Below are 19,557 nucleotides of genomic sequence, written 5' to 3'. Positions count from 1 at the left end.
ACGAAAAAGGATCGAAAGGAGGAACGCCATGCGCAAGTTGAGCTTCGCCGATCTCGACACCGGGGATCAGGGGCCGAGATTCACCAACGTCCTGCCCGGACATGTGACCGACCGCGGCGGGTTCCGGATCTATCCGGAACCCGGCCACCGCACACACGACGGGCCGGGGCGGCACACGCACCCGATCCCCGAGGTGTTCTACATCGTGCAGGGAGAGGGCGAGATCGAGATCGAGGGCGAGGTGGTGGACAAGTTCGAGGCCGGCGACGCGATCCTGATCGAGCCGGAGGAGGACCACCACCTGATCAGCCGGGGCGAGGGCCCGCTGGCCTTCGTCTGGATGCACCTGGAACCGGTCGAGTAGGGCCCGGGCCATGCGAACCGCTCTCGCGGCGGCGCTCGGCGCGGTCCTCACCGCCGGCGTCGCCACCATCCCCGCCTCCGCCGCCCCGCCCGCCGTCCCGGCGCAGGCGCGGCAGACCCTGCCCGCCGACGACGGGTGGGCGGCCGCCACCACCGGGACCACCGGTGGCTCCGCGGCCGACGACGCGCACGTCTTCGTGGTGCGCAACCGTGCCGAACTGGCCGCCGCCCTGGCCGGAGGCACCGATCCGACCCCGCGGATCGTGCTGGTCAAGGGCACCATCGACGCCAATGTGGACGACGCGGGTCATCCCCTGACCTGCGCCGACTACGCGGACCCGGCGTACGGTCTGGACGCCTACCTGGCCGCCTACGACCCGGCGGTGTGGGGCCGGACGAGCCGGCCGTCCGGGCCGCTCGAGGAGGCCCGGGTCCGGTCGGCACGCAACCAGGCCGCCCGGATCCAGCTCAGGGTGGGCGCCAACACCACCATCTACGGGCTGCCGAACGCCCGGCTGGTCGGCGCCAACCTGCTCATCTCCAACGTGGACAACGTCATCGTGCGGAACCTGCGGATGGAGGACGCGGCGGACTGCTTCCCGGCGTGGGACCCCACCGACGGGTCGGCGGGCAACTGGAACTCCGCCTACGACCTGATCACCCTGACCGGGGCGACGCACGTGTGGGCCGACCACAACACGCTCAGCGACGGCGACAACGTCGACGCGAACCAGCCGCTCCACTACGGGCGGCCCTACCAGGTGCACGACGGCGCGCTCGACGTGATCCGGGCGTCCGATCTGGTCACGGTCTCCTGGAATGTGTTCCAGGAGCACGACAAGACCATGCTGATCGGTTCCACGAACACCGTCGGCGCGGATGTCGGAAAACTGCGCGTGACGCTGCACCACAACCGTTTCGCCAATGTCGGGCAGCGCGTTCCGCGGGTGCGTTTCGGTCAGGTCGACGTCGTCAACAACTATTACTACATGACCGATGAGGACACCTATTCGTATTCGTGGGGGGTCGGCGTCCAATCGGCGATCTACGCGGAGAACAATTTCCTGCTGCGTAGCGCGGACCTGGCGCCCGAGGACTTCGTCTACGACTGGGGCGGCACGGCGATCACCGAGATCGGTACGCTGACCAGGGTCGGAACCGGCCCGGTACGCGAGGTCGACCTGGTCGGCGAGTACAACGCCACGCACGACCCGGACCTCGGCACGGACGCCGGCTGGACCCCGGCGCTGCGGGCCGGACCGGTCACGCCGACCGTCGCGGTGCCGGTTCTGGTGAACGCGTGGGCGGGCGCCGGAAAGCTCTGACGGAGAAATCTCCCGGCCGGGGTTTTCGGCTTCCCCGGCCGGGTCCTCCTCCTCGCATCCGCCGATCGCACCGAATAGCGGAAAAGGCTGGGCTACGCTGGCGGCGTCCGCTTCCCGGCGAATTCGCAATTCGAGGGTGATCCTCATGAACAGTGCTGCCCGCTGCGCGGCGGCGGTGATGGCGGCCGCTCTCCTCCCGCTCGCGGTGCCCTCCGCGCCCGCCGGGGCGGTCCCGGTGCGCCCGGGCGGCGGCTCGCCCGCCCTGGAGCGGATGCGGCGTGAGGTGGCCGCCGCGACCGGATCGCACGAGGTGTCCTGCTGGCGCAACATCACCATCAGATCTGTGGCCAACGGCCGGTACGTCTCCGCCGAGATCGGCTGGGACGGCCCCTACTACGGGGCGTTGCGCGCCCGGGCGACCTCGGTCGGCCCGTGGGAGAGATTCACCGTCTGCCGCGACGCCGGCTCCGGTGTCACCCGGATCCGGGCACAGGCCAACAACGACTTCGTCTCCGCCGAGCTGGACTACGCCGGCGCCCGGTACGGGCTGTTGCGCGCCCAGGCCGAGACGGTCGGCGGATGGGAGCGGTACTACTCCAACCGGGAGCCCGGCGGCCACTTCTCGTTCTACGCCCGGGACACCCGGCGATGGGTGTCCGCCGAGGTCACGTTCCGTGGACGGGGGTACGGAACGCTGCGCGCGCGGGCCACGGCGGTCGGCGCCGAGGAGACTTTCAGCTGGTGAGCGCCTTCCCGTTTGGTAAGAGCCTTAAGAGTGCAGCCCCTCGAACCTTAAGTTTTTCTTTATTCAGATCTTTGGTGATCCGCCGTTGGGAGCGTTCCCGTATGGACCGGTCGAGAGAGCGGTTCGACAGGAAGGCACGCAGATGAAGCGGTACCGGAGCTACGCGAAGGGCTCGTCGGCCGGAGCGAAGCGCTGGCGTGTGGCCGGCGTCGCGGGTGTCGCGGTGGCCCTGGTCGGTGTGGGGCTCGGCGTCGCGGCCGCGGCCGACACCGCCGTCCCGACGGTGAACTGCCCGACGGTGGCCGACAAGCTCGGCGCCGTACCGGCGCAGGCCCAGGCGGAGATCGCCCGCAACCTGCAACTGCTGAACACGCAGATCCAGGAGGCCAACAACCGGATCCGCACCACCCAGGGCCAGGGCGGCGCGAACTTCATCCAGAACGCGATCCTCGGCCCGCTGAAGGACAAGCGGTTCGCGGCCATCAACCGGATGGAGACGGCGATCGGCCGGACCATCGCCAAGCCGAACCTGAACGCCGAGGGCCTCTCCGGCTGCTCGCTCAACGCCAACGGCGGCGGCAACGCCTCCCCGGAGCCGGCCCAGGTGCCCGCCGCCGCGGTGTCGGCCGGCGCCGCCGCGGCCGGGAACGTCGGCACGATCGTCTGCCCGGACGTCGTCATCAACGTGGCGGTCCCGGCGCAGGCGCGGGCCGAGATCGACCGGAACCTGGCCCTGCTGCAGACCCAGATCAACGAGGCGAACGCCCGGCTCAAGAGCTCGTTCGGCCAGGGCGGCGCCAACTTCGTCCAGAACGCGATCCTCGGCCCGCTGAAGGACAAGCGGTTCGCGGCCATCAACCGGATGGAGACGGCGATCGGCCGCAACGCCGCCAAGCCGGACCTGAACGCCGAGGGCCTGTCGACCTGCTCGCTCAACGCCGCCGGCGGTGGCGCCGGGGCCGCGCCGACCGCGGCCCCGACCACGCAGGCCCCGGCGAACAACGGCGGGAACAACGGCAACAACCAGGCCGCGGCCAGCCGGAACACCGGCAACGTCGGCATCAACGACGGCACCGCGCAGGTGGACTGCCCGGACGTCGTGATCAACGTGGCGATCCCGGCGCAGGCCGCGAACGAGGTCAACCAGAACCTGGCCCTGCTGCAGACCCAGATCAACGAGGCCAACGCCCGGATCAAGAGCACGGCCTTCCAGGGCGGCGTGAACTTCATCAACAACGCGATCCTCGGCCCGCTGAAGGACAAGCGATTCGCGGCCATCAACCGGATGGAGACGGCGATCGGCCGCAACGCCGCCAAGCCGGACCTGAACGCCGAGGGCCTGTCCGCCTGCAACCTGAACAAGTGATCCACCGCGTCTGATCGGCGCAACGGCCCGGCTGCCCTGGCGGCCGGGCCGTTTCCCGTACGGGCCGGGTGACGGACTATCGCGTGCCGGCGGCTTCCGCTTGGCCGTCGGCTTCCGCTTTGCCGGCGGCTTTCGCTTTGCCGGCGGCGCGGCGGTAGAGGAACGCCTTGGCCGCGGCCTGGGACAGGTTCGCCACGCCCAGCGCGGTCCAGAGCAGTGGCAGCCCGCCGTGCTCGGCGGCCGGCACGGCCACCACCGCCAGCAGGCCGAAGAAGATCAGCGTGCAGAACAGGCTCGGCAGGGTGTTGCGCAGGCCGAGCAGCGCGAACCCGTAGACCGCCTGGAGCGCGTCGGTCACCACGGCGAACCCGACCAGCGGCAGCAGCGCCACCACGTCCGGCCGCAGCTGCGGGTCGGCACTGAACACCGGGACGATCCAGCGGCCGGCGACGATCAGGACGCCGGCCAGGGTCCCGGTTCCGATCAGCGCCAGGATCGCGGCGGTCCGGGCCGCCCGGTACCCGCCGGCGCTGACCCGCGGCACCGTGGCCTGCCCCAGCGCCACGGCCGCGGTGAAGATCAGATTGACCAGCGTCTCGCCGATGCCGTGTGCGGCCGCCTGCGCGGCGCCCAGCCGGGCCGCCGCGATCGTCAGGACACTCAGCACCGCGAACTTCACCAGCACCGTGCCGGCCATCGGCAGACCGGTCCGGGCCAGGGTGACGATCTCCCGGCGATCCGGGCGGCCCGGCCGGCCGGTCCTCCGGTGCAGGCCGGCCCGCGCCACCACGGCGACGACGACCGCGGAGGCCAGCATCGCGATGCCCGCCCCGGACACCCCGGTCCGCGGTGTCAGCAGCGCGGACAGCAGCACCGTGACGGCCGTGCCGGACAGGCCCGCCCACATCACCAGCTTCCCGCGGTCCAGGGCGACCAGCGCGGAACTCGCCGAGGCGCTCACCGACTGGGCGAGCACCGCGGCGGCCAGCAGCGGCGGCAGCGGGCCGAGACCGTCGACCGCCGCGCCGTCCACCCCGGACGCCCGGGCGACCGCCGGGGTGGCCAGCACCACCAGAGCGCCACAGCCACCGATCCCGAGACCGAGCACCCGGCCGCTGCCCAGCACCCGCCGCAGCGCCACCGGATCGTCGTGGGCCGCGGTGACATAGGGCATCATGCCGCGCATCACCCCGGACACCGCGGTGACCACGGGCACGTAGACCGCGGCGGCGACCGCGAACGCGGCCAGGGAGGCGGTGCCGTGCCGGCCCAGGAGCGCGGTGCTGACCAGCGCGCTCGCCGAGGAGACGGCCATCGTGACGTACAGGGGCAGCGCGGAGCGCAGAATCGCCCGGGTCTCGGTCATGATGAGGCGATCATGCCGAATCAGGGCGGCGTCGGTTCTCCCGGGTCGTCCGATGTGAACAACCCGTTGATCCCGGACGTGGCCTCGTGCTGCACCCGGGCCTCGATGGCGTCCCGCTCGACGTTGTGGGACTCCTCGACCAGGACCTCGGCGGCGACCGCGGCCACGTGCGCCGCCGCGCGGACCTGGACCGTCTCGGACACCGCGTCCAGATAGGCGCGGCGGGCCACCCGGACCCGGTCGTCGTCGACCTGATCGGCCGGTGGGCCGGCATGGTGCCAGATGCCGTTGAGCTGCTCCACCGTCAGCTCGCCGCGCCGGTAGGCGGCCAGCGCCGCCCGCTGCACCAGCATCTGGGTCTCGTCCGCGGTGGCCACCCGGGACTCCCAGCGCGCCTCCAGATAGCGGTCCTCGGCCCGGTCCCGCTCGCCGGCCGCGTGCTCGGCCCGGTGCCGTGCCTCGTCCGCCGCCCGGACCGCCCGGCCGGCCGCGGCCCGGACCGCCTCCACGTCGGCCACCATCTCGTCCACCTCGGCGGTCACCCGCCGGGGGCGCTGCCAGACGGCCACCGCCGCCACACAGACCAGGATCACCACGACGGCAGCGGCCGCCACGACCGCCCACCTCACGACCATCGACCGCTACCCCTCCCGGCACCCGACCACCGTCGATACCCCGACCGTAAATTGATCACCCGCCGGTCGCCACTCCATCCCGGCCGGGGGTGTGAATCGCCTCGGGGTGGCGCCATCGGATAGCCTCATGCGCCGCGTGGCGCACCGGAGCCGGGACACGGGCGTGGTAGACAGCGGGCGCACAGGGGAGGTGACGTCGTGGGAAGCACGGACACGATCGTCGCCGTCGCCGGTGGACCGGCGGCACGGCGCACCACCGGCAACCGCCGCGCGCTGATCGCCGCGGCGCTCGACGAGGACCTTGCGGCCGCATCGAAAGGCGTTCGACCGTGAAGCAGTTCAACGACCTGATCGCGGACTTCTGGCGGGACTACGCCGCCCTGGTCCTGCTGGCCGGTGGCCTGCTCGGGGTCATCCTGCTGATCAGCTTCGGCATCTGGGCCAAGCGGACCGGAAAGCCGCTGCGCCCGCTCGCCCTGGCCTTCAGCATGAACCTGGCGCTGCTGCTCAACGCCGAGGGCATGTGGGTCATCGCGATCGACCAGCTCAACCTGCCGAAGATCTTCGCGGTGCTGGTGTTCGCGGTCTTCGAGATCTGCTTCCTCACCGCCACGTCACTGGCCGCCGAGCAGTACCGGCGCACCTCCGTCCACGCGAGCGACGGCACCATCGTCACCCCCGGCCATCCGGGGGCGATGCTCTACATCGCGGCACTGATCGCCGGGCTCTCCGGTGTCATCGTGGCCAGCAACGCGGTCACCTTCACCGAGAAACTGCTGCGGCTGGCCGTACCCTGCATGATCTTCCTGATGTGGTGGGCGGCGCTCACCGCGGCCGGGCAACGGGTCCGGCGCGGGCGGTTCGCCTACAGCCCGCGGCGGCTCGCCGAGCGGTGGGGCTGGCTCATCCCGGACGACGACCCCGATCTGGTACGGATGGCCGCCGAGCGACAGGTGCGCCGGATGGTCGTCAACTACCACCGGGTGAGCGCCGGCCGCTTCCCGAAACCGTGGTGGCGGTCCCGGCTGCTCAAGGACGCCCGGACCGCGGGGGAGCCGGTCGTCGAGGAGGTCATCGAGCAGCTGGCCCGAATCCAGCGGGTGATGGATCTGCTGGTGCCGGGGGCGGTGCGGATCCCGGTACCGGCCGGGGGTCTCGCCGCGGTCGCCGCCGCCGAGCCGAGGACGCCGGCCGCGCTCCTGTCCGCCGGGGTTCCGGCGGACGCGGCCGGGACGATGGCGGGCGCGGCCGGGACGAAGGCGGACGGCCCCGTGCCGGCCGGGCAGGCCGATCCGGCCGTGGCCGCGCCGGGCCCGGCGGTGCCGTCGGTGCAGCCGGTCCGGTTCGTCCAGCCGGTCGAGCCGGAACCCGTCGCGCCGGCCCCCGCTGCGGCGGCTCCGATTTCACCGGCTCCCGTCTCACCGGCTCCGATTTCACCGGCTCCGGCTGAGCCGGATGCTCCGGCTCCGGCCGTGGCCGCGGACGACCGGGCCGGCGTCCCGTCGGCTCCGGAGACGCCGCCCGTCCCCGAACCGGCGCTCCCGGCCGCGGTCGCGACGGTCGCGATCCCGGTCCAGCGCGGCCCGGCCGACCGGGGCGTTCCGATCCCGGTCTCCCCGGCGCCCGCCTCGCAGCCGGCCTGGGCGGCCACCCCGACCGGGGCCCGCCCGGCCGTCAGCATCGCCGGTTCGCCCTGGTGGCGGCTCGAGGTCGACCGGCTCAGCAAGATGGTCGACCAGGAGATCAGCGCCGAGGACCTGCCGGAGATGAACTATCTGCGGATCAACGAGCTGGCCCGCAAGCTCGCGCCCCGGGTGCCGAAGCTCGGCGAGGGGGTCGTCCGCACGTTCATCAACGAGTACGTGCGGGAGCTGGACGGTGAGCACGTCGAGTCGACCTACCCGTGGCGCGACTTCCTGCCCGCGCCGGCGCTCGCCCCGGTCGGCTCCGAGGCCTGGAACAACGCCCTCCTCGACCTGCGGACCGCGCTGGAGGAGGAGCTCGGCGAGGGCCAGCCGCTGGACCCGGAGGAACTGGCCGACCTGCTCGCCCCCAGCGCTCCCCGGCTCGACGACGCGACGATCCGCCGCTTCATCGGCGACTACGCGCTGGCGCTCACCGGGATGACCGCGCCGGGCAGCTCCCAGCCGTGGGCGGAACTGCTGCCGCGGCCGCAGAGCGCACGTCCGGCCAGCGACGACGAGGTGCTGGAGATGCACGGCGCCGAGTTGTTCGAGCACCTGCGCAGCACCGGGCGGTTGAGCCGGTACAAGGTGCAGGCGGTGACCGGGATCAAGAGCCGGGTCCAGGCCGACCGGATCAAGACGATCATCGAGGAGCGCGCCGCCGAGACGGCGACCGCCTGACCGGATCCTAGGACCGCGCGGCGATCCAGGCCGAGCGGGTGCTGTGCACCGACAGGCCGGGCAGGTGCCGCAGGACGTGCTCGTCCTTCGCGAGCAGCGTGTCGAGCGTCTCCCGGTCCTCGGCCGGCAGGCGCTCGGCGAGACCGGCCCGGAACCGTTTCAGCGTGGCCACCGCGTAGCGGACCGCCGGGGCGGGCAGCGGCGGGGCCAGGTCGACGACCAGGTCCCGGGAGTCGAGGACGGTGAACCCGGCGGCGCGCAGCCGGGCCGGCCAGTCGGAGCCCATGTGCGGCAGGTGCTCGGCCTTGGCCGCGTCGGCGAGGGCGTGGCAGCGCGCCTCCAGGCCGGAGGCGCCGATGCCGATGTCGTCGGGCAGGAACCGGGGCATCGACTCCATCTCGATCATCGCGAGCAGGCCCCCGGGGCGCAGGGTGGCGTGGACGTCGGCGAGCACCCGGTCCGGATCGTTCATGTGGTGCATCGACGACGACGCCCAGACCAGGTCGGCCTCGCCGGTCTCCGGCCAGCCGGCGTCGGCGTCGGCGTGCACCGGGCGGATCCGGTCCGCCACGCCGTGCCGGGCAGCGCTCTCGGTGAGGTGCCGCAGCATGCCCTCGTCGGTGTCGACGGCGGTGACGACAGCCCCGGGGAAGCGCCGGAGCAGCGCGAACGCCCCGGTCCCGGTGCCGCTGCCGAGGTCGACGACGCGATGGACGGCGGTGTCGCCGGCCAGTTCGGCGATCCGGCCGGTGAACACGGCGAGGTGCGCGGCGGTGACCTCGGCGTCCAGCAGGAGTATCTCGGCCAGATCGGACCCGTCGCCGTGCCCGTGACCGTGGCCGTGGTGGTGATGTTGGTGAGCCATACGACGACTGTAGAACCGGTTTGCGGCTCACGCATACAATCTTGCGTATGACGCAAGACGCTGAGGTCGACGCTCTCGTCCGGGCCCGCATCCGGGGGCTCCGGATCGCCAAGGGCTGGTCGCTCGACGAGCTGGCGGCCCGCTGCTACCTGAGCCCGTCCACGCTGAGCCGGATCGAGACCGGCCACCGCCGGATCGGGCTCGACCAGCTCACCGCGATCGCCCGGGCGCTGGGCGCCAGCCTCGACCAGCTCGTCGAGACGGAGAACGACGACGTGGTGATCAAGCCGCACCACCATCCGGAGCGGGGCATCACCACCTGGATGCTGAGCGGCGACCACGAGCACGCCGGGCTGACCGTCGCCCGGGTGCGGGTGACCCGGCCGGCGTCACGGCGCCCCGAGGACCTGCGGGTGCATCCCGGACGGGACTGGTTCACCGTGCTCTCCGGGACGGTCGAGCTGGTGCTCGGCGACCGGGTCGTCATCGTCGAGGCCGGGGAGGCCGCGTCGTTCTCCACCATGACGCCGCACAGTTTCGGCGCGCGCGGCGGCCCGGCCGAGGTCATCGCGGTGCTCACGCCCGACGGCGAGCGCACCCACGTCCACTCCTGAGCCGGGTCAGGCCGGGCCCGGCGCGGCGAGGCTGGACCGCCACACCAGGGCCGCCGCGGCGGGTTCGCTGTGCGGGCCGGTGTCGTCGCCGAGCGCCAGGGCCATCGCGCGCTCGCCCATCTCGACCAGCGGCAGGCGCACCGTGGTCAGCGCGGGAGTGACGTCCCGGGCGATCGGCATGTCGTCGAAACCGGTCACCGAGATGTCCTCCGGCACGCGGACCCCGCGCTCGCGCAGGGTGGCGAGGGCGCCGACGGCCATCGAGTCGTTCAGCGTGATCAGGGCGGTCAGGCCGGGCTCGGCGTCGAGCAGCGCCCCGGTCGCCTGGGCGCCGCCGTCCCGGGTGAAGTCGCAGTAGACGAGCCGGGACGGTGGCAGCTCCACGCCGGCCTCGTCGAAGGCGCGGCGGAAACCGGTGAGCCGGTCCGTGGTGGTGGTCAGGTAGCGGGGCCCGGCGATGACCCCGATCTCCCGGTGCCCCAGGCCGAGGATGCGCAGGCCCAGCTCGTGGGCGCCGTCCTCGTTCGCCGGCAGCACGGCGCTGCCGACCAGACGGTGCCGGCCGATCACCGCGACCCGGCCGCCGGCCTGCTGGTACGCGTCCAGCTCGCCGTTGAGCCGCTCGGTGAACGCGTCGTCGTGGTAGCCGGAGCCGGCCAGGATCAGCGCGTGCACCTGCTGGGCCCGCAGCAGCCCGACGTACGCCAGCTCCCGCTCCGGCTCCCGGTAGCTGTTGCAGATGACCAGCAGCCGGTCGTGCGCCCCGGCCTGCCGCTGCAGACCCCGGGTGATCTCCGCGAAGTACGGGTCGGAGACGTCGTGCACGATCACGCCGACCGCCGACTTGCGGGGGCGGGCCACGTTCTGCGCGTGCGCGTTCGGTACGTAGTGCAGCTGCCGCACCGCGGCCAGGACCCGCTCGCGGAGATCCTCGTTGACGCGTTTCGCGCTGTCGTTGATGACGCGGGAGACGGTCGCCGGGGAGACCCCGGCGAGCCGGGCAACATCCGCCAGGGTGACCGCCATCCGGACAGGTTAACGGCCCGGTGGGGCGGCTGTGCCGACGACCCGGCCGAAGACGTCGATCGACGGTTCCGGATCGGTCGTGGGGACAGTTCCCGTAACTTTCGGTTGGGGGGCTACCCTCATCAGGGCGCACCTGGAATCGTGCACATCTCAGGTGGCGGAAAGGACGGTCAAAGGATGAGGGAGGACCGGAGCCGCTCGACCGGGCGGCCGACCCTCGAGGAGGTCGCTGCCCGGGCCGGTGTCGGCCGCGGGACGGTGTCCCGGGTCGTCAACGGGTCGGCGCAGGTCAGCCCGAAGGCGCGGCAGGCCGTTCAGGACGCCATCGACGCGCTCGGCTACGTGCCGAACCGCGCGGCCCGTGCGCTCGTCACCCAGCGGACCGATTCGATCGCCCTGGTGATCTTCGAGTCCGGGGAGCGGTTCTTCGCCGAGCCGTTCTTCGGCCGCATCGTGCAGTCCATCTCGTCGGTGCTGGTGGCGCGCAACCTCCAGATGGTCCTGATGATCGCGCAGGCGCCCGAGGAGCGGCGCCAGCTCGAGGGCTACCTCACCCGCCAGCACGTCGACGGCGCCCTGCTGCTGTCGCTGCACGGTGACGACCCGCTGCCCGCCCTGCTCGAGGAGCGGGGCGTGCCCACCGTCCGCGCCGGCCGGCCGTTCCATCCCGAGCCGGTCAGCTTCGTCGACGCCGACAACCGCGGCGGTGCCCGGGCCGCCGTCGCCTATCTGCGTGACCAGGGGCGGCGCTGCATCGCCACGATCACCGGCCCGCTCGACATGGCGGTGGGCATCGCCCGCTACGACGGCTACCGCGACGTCGTCGGCGACGGCCCGGCCGCCCGCGGCGACTTCGGCGAACTCAGCGGCGCCACCGCCATGGAGTGGCTGCTCAGCCAGTACCCGCAGATCGACGCCGTCTTCGCCGCGTCCGACATGATGGCGGCCGGTGCGCTGCGTGTGCTGCGCCGGGCCGGGCGGCGTGTCCCACAGGACGTCGCGGTGATCGGCTTCGACGACTCGGTCATCGCCCGGCACACCGATCCGCCGCTGACCAGCGTCTACCAGCCGATCGAGCAGATGGGCCAGGAGATGGTCCGCCTGCTGCTCACCAAGATCGACGGCGAGGAGTCGGCCGACTGGGAGACCGTGCTCCCCACCCGCCTGATCCTGCGCGGGAGCGCCTAGCCGGGCCACCCCCGCACGTGCCGCCGGTCGCGGCGGGTCGGTGGTCGCGGTTCGGTGCCGCGAGAGCGCTACGGCCGGGAGTGGGCGGTCCGGGTGCCGGGCAGCGGCGGCAGGCACGACTCACCCGCCGCGAAGGGACCGGCGGTGATCCGATAGACGACGCTGTGCCGCAGCGGTCCGGGTGGCATGGTCACGTCGTCGAAGTCCTCGGCCGGATCGTGGGTCATGCCGAGGCGGCGCATCAGTGCCCGGGACCGCTCGTTGCCGGCTACCGAGATCGCCAGGATCTCCGGCAACCGCAGAGTCTGGAATCCGTACGTCAGCACGGCGCGGGCAGCCTCGGTCGCATATCCGTGGCCCCACGCCGAGCGGGCCAGCCGCCACCCCGCCTCGATGCCGCTCACCGGGGCCTCCTCGTCGACCGGATCGAGTCCGGCCATCCCGATGAACTCTCCCGTCGCGGCCACCTCGACCGCCCACCATCCCCAGCCCCGCCGGGCCAACTCGTCGCGGAAGTACTCCAGGTGGGCGGCAGCCTGCTCACGGGTGAGCAGGTCCGGCCAGAACTCGCGGACCTGCGGGTCGGCGTTCATCGCCGCCCATGCCTCCAGGTCGCCGGCGAGCCACTGCCGCAGCCGCAGCCGCTCGGTGGTCAGCTCGGTGAACCGCTCTGTCGTCATCGTCGTCCCCGTCTCCGGTCGCCCTACGACGATCGTCGTCGTCGGCCCGGCGACGCTATGCGATCGGTCGCGCACCCTGCTCAGAGGGGCTCATCCACTGACTCCCCGCGTACCGGAAAGGGTTCACGGGGTTGTCAGGAGGCCCCGGAGGTCGGCCAGGCGCTGCTGGAGGAGGGCGGCCTGGGCTTCGGTCATGCCGCCCTCGTTGAGGCGCTCGCGGACCTTGCGGGCGAGCTGGTCGACCTGGTCGGTGCTGTCGGCTTCGGAGTCCGGGTCGATGAGGCGCAGCAGGTTCATGAAGTCGAGCGCCACGTCGGGGCGGATCTCGCCGCGGTCCTCGCCTCGTTCGACGGCGGCGCGGACCCGGCTGAGGGCCACGTCGACCGTCAGCGTGGCGGCGGGGCTGGGCGAGGTCGTGGTCGAGGTGGTGGCCGGCGGCGCGGGAGGCGGCGTGGACTCGGACTCGGCCGGCGCCGTGGTGGTGGGCGCGCCGCTGGGCGGCTGGGCGAACTCGGCCTCCCGCTGGGAGTCGCCGACCGCGTTGATCACGGCGATGAAGGCGACCGCGATGACCGCCAGGGCGGCGCCCACGGCGAGCCGGCGCGGCAGCGGCGAACGGTCCGGGGCGGCCGGGGTGGGCAGCACCCGGGCCAGACCGGTCGGTGGCCGGCCGGGCAGCGGGATGGTGAGCCGGGCCGGGGCGGACGGGATCAGCCGGGACAGGACCCGGCGCGCCTGCGCGGCGGTGGGGCGGCGCAGCGGGTCCTCGTCGAGGCAGCGCAGGATCAGCTCGCGCAGCCGGGCCGGGAGTGCCTCGGGCAGGGGGGTGGGGCCGTTCGCCTGGGCGAGGGCCAGCTCCTCCCACGTGTTGACGTCGTACGGCGGCTCCCCGGTGACCATCTCGAAGAGGAGCACGCCCAGCCCGTACAGGTCGGTGGCCGGCTCGGCCGGTTTGCCGTCCAGCCGTTCCGGGGCCGCGTACGCCGGTGTGCCGAAACTGACGCCCGTCTCGTCGTCGTCGGGCTCGCCGGCGGCGGCGCTGATGCCGAAGTCGAGGAGTTTGACCCCGCCGGGGCACAGCATCACGTTGCCCGGCTTGATGTCGCGGTGCACCACCCCGGCGGCGTGCGCGGCGGCCAGCGCCTCGGCGACGGCGGTGCCGATCGACACGGCCTCGCCCCACGGCATGGGACCGCCCGCGTCGCACAGCCGGGCCGCCACGGTCTCGCCGTCGAGCAGTTCCATCACCACGAACGGCGCCACCGAGCCGTCCGGCCGGACCGCCTCCCGGTAGTCGTGGACGGCCGCGATGCCCGGGTGCGAGAGCCGGGCCGCGAGCCGCGCCTCCCGCCAGGCCAGGTGCGCGGCGCGGGTGTCGCCGGCCGGCAGTTTGACCGCGACCGGACGGTCCAGCAGCTCATCGGCGGCTCGCCAGACCTGTGCCATGCCACCCGTCTCGAGGAGGGTGACCAGGCGGTACCGGGAGGCCAGGAGAGTGTCGGGGGCCGGCCAAACTTCGTGCATCCCAGGACATTCGCCCAGTGGGTCGGGCATGTCAACCCGTGCCGGTGTGCCGTGGGCCCAACGGATGCAACCGTGCGGCAACCGGTCGGCTCACCGATCTGAACCCGGCGCTGCCCACAGTGGTGTCTCCCCCTAGCTGAGGAGTTCACCAGATGCGCATGCGCCGTACCGCAGTCGCCGTCGCCATGGTCGCGGCCGTCACTGTTCCCGCCGCCGGTATCGGCGGGGTCGCGTACGCCCAGGGCTCGTCGGCCACCGCGTCGGCCGCCAAGAAGCCGAAGGAGACGAAGCACGCCCCGGCGAAGCCCACCAAGGCGCCGGTGAAGAAGGTCGCCTTCCAGGCGTCCGGCACGATCACCGCGGTCGACGCGTCGGCCGGCACGATCACGGTGACCGCGAAGAGCGGCACCAAGGACGTCCGCGGCAGGACCGTGACGATGACCGTCCCGGCGAGCGCCCGGATCGTCCTGAACGGCAAGAAGGTCACGGTGGCCGGGCTGGGCGCCGGGCACAAGGTGTCGATCACCGGGACCCGCGCCGACAAGGCCTACACGGTCAGCAAGATCCAGGCGTCCGGCAAGGCGGTGAAGAAGCCGAAGCCGACCACGTCGCCGACGGTGGCGCCGACCACCTCGCCGACGGTCGCGCCGACCACGTCGCCGACCGAGTCGCCCACCGCGACGCCGACGCCGACCGAGACGGCGCCCACCGAGACTCCGGAGACCCCCGGGGCGCCCGAGGAGTGAGACCCCGCTGACCGGTACGCCCCACCCGCCATGACAAGCCGGGGCGTACCGGTCACCGGCTTCAGCTAATACCCGCCCCTCGGCCGCCGATGGCAACCGGTACGGGACCGGAGCACTGACGGGAGAAGGCAATGCTGTTGCGGCGCGACCCCGTGCTGATCGCTCTGACCGTGGGCGGCGTGCTGGTGCTGGGCGAGCTGATCCTGGGCCCCGGCGACCCCCGTACCAAGCTGATCGCCGGCTGGCTGATCGCCCCGATGCTGGACCTGCTGCTGTTCTGGTCGGCTCGCCGGGTGCACCGATCCCTGGACCTGCCGCCGTACGCGAACCGGTTCTGGCGCGCCCTCTCCCTCGCCGCGCTCATCTTCCTCGCCGGCGACCTGGTGCAGCTCTCCAGCACGGTGACCGACCGCGGCGTCGACCACCTGGTGTTCCACCCGGCGCAGGCGGTGGCGGCCGTGGCCGGCGTCGTCCTGGTCGGCGCGGTGGCGGTGCTGCACCGCCGGGCCCGCGGGCGGCTGCGCGGCCGGCGGATCCGGATTCTGCTGGACACCGCGATCGTCACCACCGCCTCGATATCGGTGGCCTGGTGCCTGATGACGCGCCCGGGCCTGCCGAAGGCCGGTGCCGAGGCGTACGTCCTCGCGATCTTCGGCTGTGGGCTGGTGCTCTGCGCGGCCTTCGTCACGGTGCGTTCCGGCCTGACCGGGGAGACACCGCTGACCGGTTCGGCCGCGGTGCCGATCGTGGTGGCCACCGTGGTGCAGGCGGTGGGCGGGATCCTGGCGCCCAGCGGCAGCGCCGGCGACCCCGGCTGCCAGATGGCGCTGACGCTCGCGCCGATGCTGATGGTCCTGGCCGGGCCGCGGATCCAGCTGCTGCGCGGCGTCGAGGGCCTGGACGGGCGGCGCTGGCTGGCACGGGCCCTGCGCGGCCGGTTCAGCCTGCTGCCGTACACCGGGACCGTGTTCTGCGCCGCCGCCCTGGTGATCGTGCTGGTCACCACGGGACTCGGGCTGAGCGCCTGGGGCGCGCTGGCCGGCCTGCTGGTGAACGTCGCTCTGGTGATCGGCCGGCAGCTTCTCGCGCTGGCCGAGAACAACTCCCTGCTGGTCGAGATCCGCAACCGTGAGCAGCGGCTGAACGCCCTGCTGCTGCACTCCTCCGAGGTCATCTCGATCGCGGCGCCGGACGCCGGTTTCACCTACGTCAGCCCGGCGGTCGAGCGGGTGCTCGGCGTGCCGGCGTCGGCGGCGCTGGGCCACAGCTCGCTGGACATCCTGCACCACGACGACCGGGCGTCCCTGGACGCCGACCTGACCGCGCTGTACTCGACGCCGGGAGCCGAGTTGACCTACCAGGGGCGGTACCGCCACGCCGACGGCTCGTGGCGCTGGCTGGAGGTGGTCGCGGTGAACCTCACCCACGAGCCCGGCATCGGGGGCGTGGTGTGCAACGCGCGCGACGTGACCGAGTCCCGGGAACTGCACGAGCGGCTGCGCTACCAGGCCGGCCACGACGAGCTGACCGGCCTGGCGAACCGGCGCCAGTTCACCGCGGCCGTGACCGAACGGTCCGGCGACGCGGCGGTGCTGCTGATCGATCTGGACGGCTTCAAACAGATCAACGACACGTACGGGCACGCCGCCGGTGACGCGGTGCTGCGGCACGTGGCGGACCGTCTGCGCGAGTGCACCGGCCCGGACGACGTGCCGGCGCGGCTGGGTGGCGACGAGTTCGCGGTGCTGGCCGGAGGCCCGGAGAGCGCCGAGCGGATCGCCGCCGCCCTGCGGGTGCTTCTGGAGCGCCCGGCCGAGATCGCCGGGCGGCCGCTGCCGGTGGGCGCCAGCATCGGCCTCGCCGTCGGCCCGTCCACCGACCCGGATCAGCTGCTCAACGCCGCGGACCTGCGGATGTACGAGGAGAAGCAGCGCACGCGGGCGTACGCGTCATGAGGCGCTACGTGATCGCCACCGGCCTCACCAGCCTGCTGGGCGTCCTCTGGTACGCGGCATGGGTGGTGTCGAGCCCCGGCACCCCCGCGATCGGCTACCTGTTCGTGCCGTTGGCGATGACACTCGGCGGGCTGTCCGTGCGATCGTTGCGGCGAACCGTGCCGATGGCTCCCGCCGGGCGCCGCTTCTGGCTACTGCTGCAGATCAGCTGCTTCCTGTTCGTGGCCGGCTTCGGCCTGCAGACCGTGGCCGGCTTCTGGACCGCCCCGGAACTGCCCACCATGCCGGTGGCCGGCGCCGCCCTGATCGGGTTCGGCGTCCTGGTCGCGATGTGGGCCGTGGGCCAGGTCCCGACCGGCGTGACCACCGGCTACGAGCGCGGCAAACAGTGGCTGGACCGGACCATCGCCTTCCTCGGCTGCGCCACCCTGCTGTGGCACTTCGGGGTCGCCCCGATGTACTCGGCGCCCGAGTCGTGGTCCCAGCAGGCGCTGGTGCTGCTGGTGCTGGCGTGCATGTTCGCGGCCGGGTCGATCACCAAGGTGTCGTACATCGCGGGTGGTCCGGTGGATCGGGCCGCCATGCGCCTGGTCGCCATGATCGGACTGGTGGCGGCCGTCGCCGCGCTGCTCACGGCACTCGGCGGCCACCGCGGCCTCCTGCCCGGCCATGCTCTCGTGCTGCCGGTCTGCGGCATGCTGGTCGCGATCGGCGCCCGCCGTCAGCTGACCGCCACCGCCGGTCCGGGCCGCCCGGCCAACGTGTGGCTGCCCTACCTGGCGATCGGGGCGGTCGACCTGCCGGTCGCCGACGTGCTGATCCGCCGCTCGCACTGGGCGCCGGGCGTCTGGGAGGGCGCCTTCGTGGTGTCCGCGGCGGTGCTGGTCACCGGCCTGGTCGCGGTCCGCCAGTACGTGACGTTCCGGGAGAACACCCGGCTGCTGCGGGAGCGGCAGGAGTCCGAGGCCCGGCTGCGGCACCAGGCGTCCCACGACCCGCTGACCGGGCTGGCGAACCGGGCCCTGTTCCGGCAGCGGCTGGAGGAGGCGCTGGCCGCCGGGCCGGCCACCGTCATGCTCGCCGACCTGGACGAGTTCAAGGCGGTCAACGACTCGCTCGGCCAGGACGCCGGGGACGGGTTGCTGGTCGCGTTCGCGGCGGTGCTGTCCGGCGCGGCCGGGCCGGAGTCGGTGGTGGCCCGGCTGGCCGGCGACGAGTTCGCGGTGCTGCTGCCGGGCCCGGCCGACGGCGAGGCGGTGGCCGAACGGGTGGCCGCGGCGACCGCCGTGCCGATCAGCGACCAGCGGCTGCTGGTCCAGTTCAGCGCGGGCCTGGCCAGCGGGCCGCGCGGCGCCGCCGCCGGTGGCCTGCTGCGCCAGGCCGACGCCGCCCTGTACGCCGCCAAGCAGCGTGGCCGGGCCAACTGGATCCGGTACGCGGCCGGCATGGAACGGCCCGCCCAGGCGCACGCCCAGCTCGGCGGCGACCTGCGCCGGGCCCTGCACGCCGGTGAGTTCCGGCTGCACTACCAGCCGATCGTGCGTCTCGGTGACGGCCGGATCGTCGGGGTGGAGGCGCTGGTCCGCTGGGAGCACCCGACGCGGGGTGTGGTGTCGCCGGCCGAGTTCATCCCGGCCGCCGAACGTACCGGGCTGATCGTGCCGCTGGGCCGCTGGGTGCTGCGGGAGGCGTGCCGGCAGGCGGCCGCGTGGCTGGCCGAGTTCGGTCCGGGCGCGCTCGGGAAGATGGCGCCCAACGTGTCGGTGCGCCAGCTGCACGACCCGGGTTTCGCCGCCGACGTGGCGGCCGCGCTCGCCGACCACGGGCTGCCCGCCGACCGGCTGGTCCTGGAACTGACCGAGTCGGCGGTGCTGCGCGGCCAGCACGTCCTGCGGGTGCTGCACGAGCTGCACGACTCCGGGGTCCGGCTGGCGCTCGACGACTTCGGCACCGGCGAGTCGTCGCTGAGCCTGCTGCGCGCCTTCCCGGCGGCGATCGTCAAGCTGGACAAGTCGTTCGTCGACGGCATCGAGCTCGACGAGCCGGGCACCCCGGACGCCGACGCCCGGCAGGCGGTGGCCCGCGCGGTGGCCCAGCTCGCCGGCGCGCTCGGCCTGGACACGGTGGCCGAGGGCATCGAGAACCAGGAGCAGGCGGACCGGCTGCTCCGGCTGGGCTACACCGTCGGCCAGGGCTACCACCTGGGCCGGCCGATGCCGGCCGAGCAGCTCACCGCGCTTCTCGCGGCCCAGCGCGTGGAGATCGCCGCCTGAACCCTCGATATCGTACGGTGGTGAGCTTTTCCGACGAGGGCACGTCGACCGCCCGGTCGCTCGCCGACTGGCTGGACCGGGTGACCTTCGCCGACCTGCCGGAGACCGAGGCGACCGCCCGGATCGTGGACGCGGTCGCCGAGTGGGCCACCGGCCGGGGCTGGCGGGTCTACCGGCGCGCGCCGAGCGTCTTCCCGCTGCCCGCGCCGCTGCGGGGCAACTCGGTGCTGGACGTGGCCTGCGCGCGCCCGGGCGGCCCGCCGGTGGCGATCGAGGTGGACCGGCTGGACCGGCAGCGTACCGTCGACAAGCTGCTCGCCGAGGCGGCGGCCGGCCGGCTGGCGATCTGGGTGCGGTGGGGCGCCGGCCCGTTCCCGCCACCGCCGCTGCCGGTGCATCTCGTGGTCCGGGAGGCCTCCCGTCGATCCGGCCGATGGCATACGGTGGCGGCGCGGCCGGCGCCGCGCCACACCGGGGCGGGCGGGTACCGGGACCCCGGCCAAGCCGAGGAGTTGGCCGG

At 73.2% G+C, this 19,557-nt stretch carries 18 protein-coding genes; 12 read left to right on the top strand and 6 right to left on the bottom strand.

Annotated elements, in window-relative coordinates:
* Positions 1 to 28: 28 nt before the first annotated feature.
* The 4 genes from J5X75_RS29050 (at position 29) to J5X75_RS29035 (ending at position 3,799) form a co-directional block, all read left to right on the top strand.
* Entirely contained in the window at positions 29 to 364 is a 336-nt protein-coding gene (locus J5X75_RS29050) for a cupin domain-containing protein (protein WP_208470710.1), read from the top strand.
* 10 nt (positions 365 to 374) lie between these two features.
* Positions 375 to 1,688, top strand: coding sequence for a pectate lyase family protein (locus J5X75_RS29045; RefSeq protein ID WP_208470709.1), 1,314 nt, complete (start codon positions 375 to 377; stop codon positions 1,686 to 1,688).
* Between the two features lie 145 nt (positions 1,689 to 1,833).
* Positions 1,834 to 2,433 (top strand): fascin domain-containing protein, encoded by a 600-nt coding sequence (locus J5X75_RS29040; RefSeq protein ID WP_208470708.1) that lies wholly within the window; start codon positions 1,834 to 1,836, stop codon positions 2,431 to 2,433.
* A gap of 142 nt (positions 2,434 to 2,575) precedes the next feature.
* Positions 2,576 to 3,799 (top strand): hypothetical protein, encoded by a 1,224-nt coding sequence (locus tag J5X75_RS29035; RefSeq protein WP_208470707.1) that lies wholly within the window; start codon positions 2,576 to 2,578, stop codon positions 3,797 to 3,799.
* Between the two features lie 76 nt (positions 3,800 to 3,875).
* On the opposite strand, the gene J5X75_RS29030 is transcribed toward J5X75_RS29035, so the two are convergent.
* On the bottom strand, positions 3,876 to 5,165 hold the full coding sequence (locus J5X75_RS29030; RefSeq protein WP_208470706.1) for an MATE family efflux transporter: 1,290 nt from the start codon (positions 5,163 to 5,165) through the stop codon (positions 3,876 to 3,878).
* Between the two features lie 20 nt (positions 5,166 to 5,185).
* Positions 5,186 to 5,779 (bottom strand): hypothetical protein, encoded by a 594-nt coding sequence (locus tag J5X75_RS29025; protein WP_208470705.1) that lies wholly within the window; start codon positions 5,777 to 5,779, stop codon positions 5,186 to 5,188.
* A 219-nt stretch (positions 5,780 to 5,998) separates the two neighbouring features.
* Between J5X75_RS29025 and J5X75_RS45635 the strand changes: the two genes are divergently transcribed.
* The gene (locus J5X75_RS45635; RefSeq protein ID WP_274383686.1) at positions 5,999 to 6,133 is read left to right on the top strand and encodes a hypothetical protein; all 135 of its coding nucleotides are present in this window, start codon (positions 5,999 to 6,001) and stop codon (positions 6,131 to 6,133) included.
* Positions 6,130 to 8,166: an MFS transporter gene (locus J5X75_RS29020; RefSeq protein ID WP_208470704.1), complete on the top strand. Its 2,037-nt coding sequence runs from the start codon at positions 6,130 to 6,132 to the stop codon at positions 8,164 to 8,166. Before J5X75_RS45635 ends, J5X75_RS29020 begins: the two co-directional genes overlap by 4 nt.
* A gap of 7 nt (positions 8,167 to 8,173) precedes the next feature.
* Here J5X75_RS29020 and J5X75_RS29015 read toward each other — a convergent pair whose 3' ends face one another.
* Positions 8,174 to 9,031, bottom strand: coding sequence for a class I SAM-dependent methyltransferase (locus J5X75_RS29015; RefSeq protein ID WP_208470703.1), 858 nt, complete (start codon positions 9,029 to 9,031; stop codon positions 8,174 to 8,176).
* A 47-nt stretch (positions 9,032 to 9,078) separates the two neighbouring features.
* Here J5X75_RS29015 and J5X75_RS29010 point away from each other — a divergent pair, with 47 nt between their 5' ends.
* Positions 9,079 to 9,645, top strand: a complete 567-nt coding sequence (locus tag J5X75_RS29010) for a helix-turn-helix domain-containing protein (RefSeq protein ID WP_208470702.1) — start codon at positions 9,079 to 9,081, stop codon at positions 9,643 to 9,645.
* A gap of 6 nt (positions 9,646 to 9,651) precedes the next feature.
* Here the strand turns inward: J5X75_RS29010 and J5X75_RS29005 are convergent, their stop codons facing one another.
* Positions 9,652 to 10,671, bottom strand: a complete 1,020-nt coding sequence (locus tag J5X75_RS29005) for a LacI family DNA-binding transcriptional regulator (protein WP_208470701.1) — start codon at positions 10,669 to 10,671, stop codon at positions 9,652 to 9,654.
* Between the two features lie 177 nt (positions 10,672 to 10,848).
* On the opposite strand from J5X75_RS29005, the gene J5X75_RS29000 reads away from it, so the two are divergent.
* Positions 10,849 to 11,859 (top strand): LacI family DNA-binding transcriptional regulator, encoded by a 1,011-nt coding sequence (locus tag J5X75_RS29000; protein ID WP_208470700.1) that lies wholly within the window; start codon positions 10,849 to 10,851, stop codon positions 11,857 to 11,859.
* Positions 11,860 to 11,927: 68 nt separating this feature from the next.
* Here the strand turns inward: J5X75_RS29000 and J5X75_RS28995 are convergent, their stop codons facing one another.
* Complete coding sequence (locus J5X75_RS28995; RefSeq protein ID WP_208470699.1) at positions 11,928 to 12,539, bottom strand: GNAT family N-acetyltransferase; 612 nt, start codon at positions 12,537 to 12,539, stop codon at positions 11,928 to 11,930.
* A gap of 123 nt (positions 12,540 to 12,662) precedes the next feature.
* Complete coding sequence (locus J5X75_RS28990; protein WP_208470698.1) at positions 12,663 to 14,063, bottom strand: serine/threonine-protein kinase; 1,401 nt, start codon at positions 14,061 to 14,063, stop codon at positions 12,663 to 12,665.
* Positions 14,064 to 14,215: 152 nt separating this feature from the next.
* Between J5X75_RS28990 and J5X75_RS28985 the strand changes: the two genes are divergently transcribed.
* The 4 genes from J5X75_RS28985 to J5X75_RS28970 all read left to right on the top strand — a co-directional run.
* Positions 14,216 to 14,809 (top strand): hypothetical protein, encoded by a 594-nt coding sequence (locus J5X75_RS28985; RefSeq protein WP_208470697.1) that lies wholly within the window; start codon positions 14,216 to 14,218, stop codon positions 14,807 to 14,809.
* A gap of 131 nt (positions 14,810 to 14,940) precedes the next feature.
* On the top strand, positions 14,941 to 16,764 hold the full coding sequence (locus J5X75_RS28980; RefSeq protein WP_208470696.1) for a sensor domain-containing diguanylate cyclase: 1,824 nt from the start codon (positions 14,941 to 14,943) through the stop codon (positions 16,762 to 16,764).
* A complete protein-coding gene (locus tag J5X75_RS28975) occupies positions 16,761 to 19,037 on the top strand; it encodes a putative bifunctional diguanylate cyclase/phosphodiesterase (RefSeq protein ID WP_208470695.1) in 2,277 nt (758 codons plus the stop codon). Before J5X75_RS28980 ends, J5X75_RS28975 begins: the two co-directional genes overlap by 4 nt.
* A gap of 20 nt (positions 19,038 to 19,057) precedes the next feature.
* On the top strand, positions 19,058 to 19,557 hold a 500-nt coding region (locus J5X75_RS28970; RefSeq protein WP_208470694.1), incomplete at its 3' end, for a hypothetical protein.

The sequence above is a fragment of the Actinoplanes flavus genome, assembly GCF_017592555.1.
Classification (GTDB): Bacteria; Actinomycetota; Actinomycetes; order Mycobacteriales; family Micromonosporaceae; genus Actinoplanes; species Actinoplanes flavus.
The sequence above is the reverse complement of the archived record's forward strand: the minus strand, read 5'-3'. Positions and strand labels throughout refer to the sequence as shown.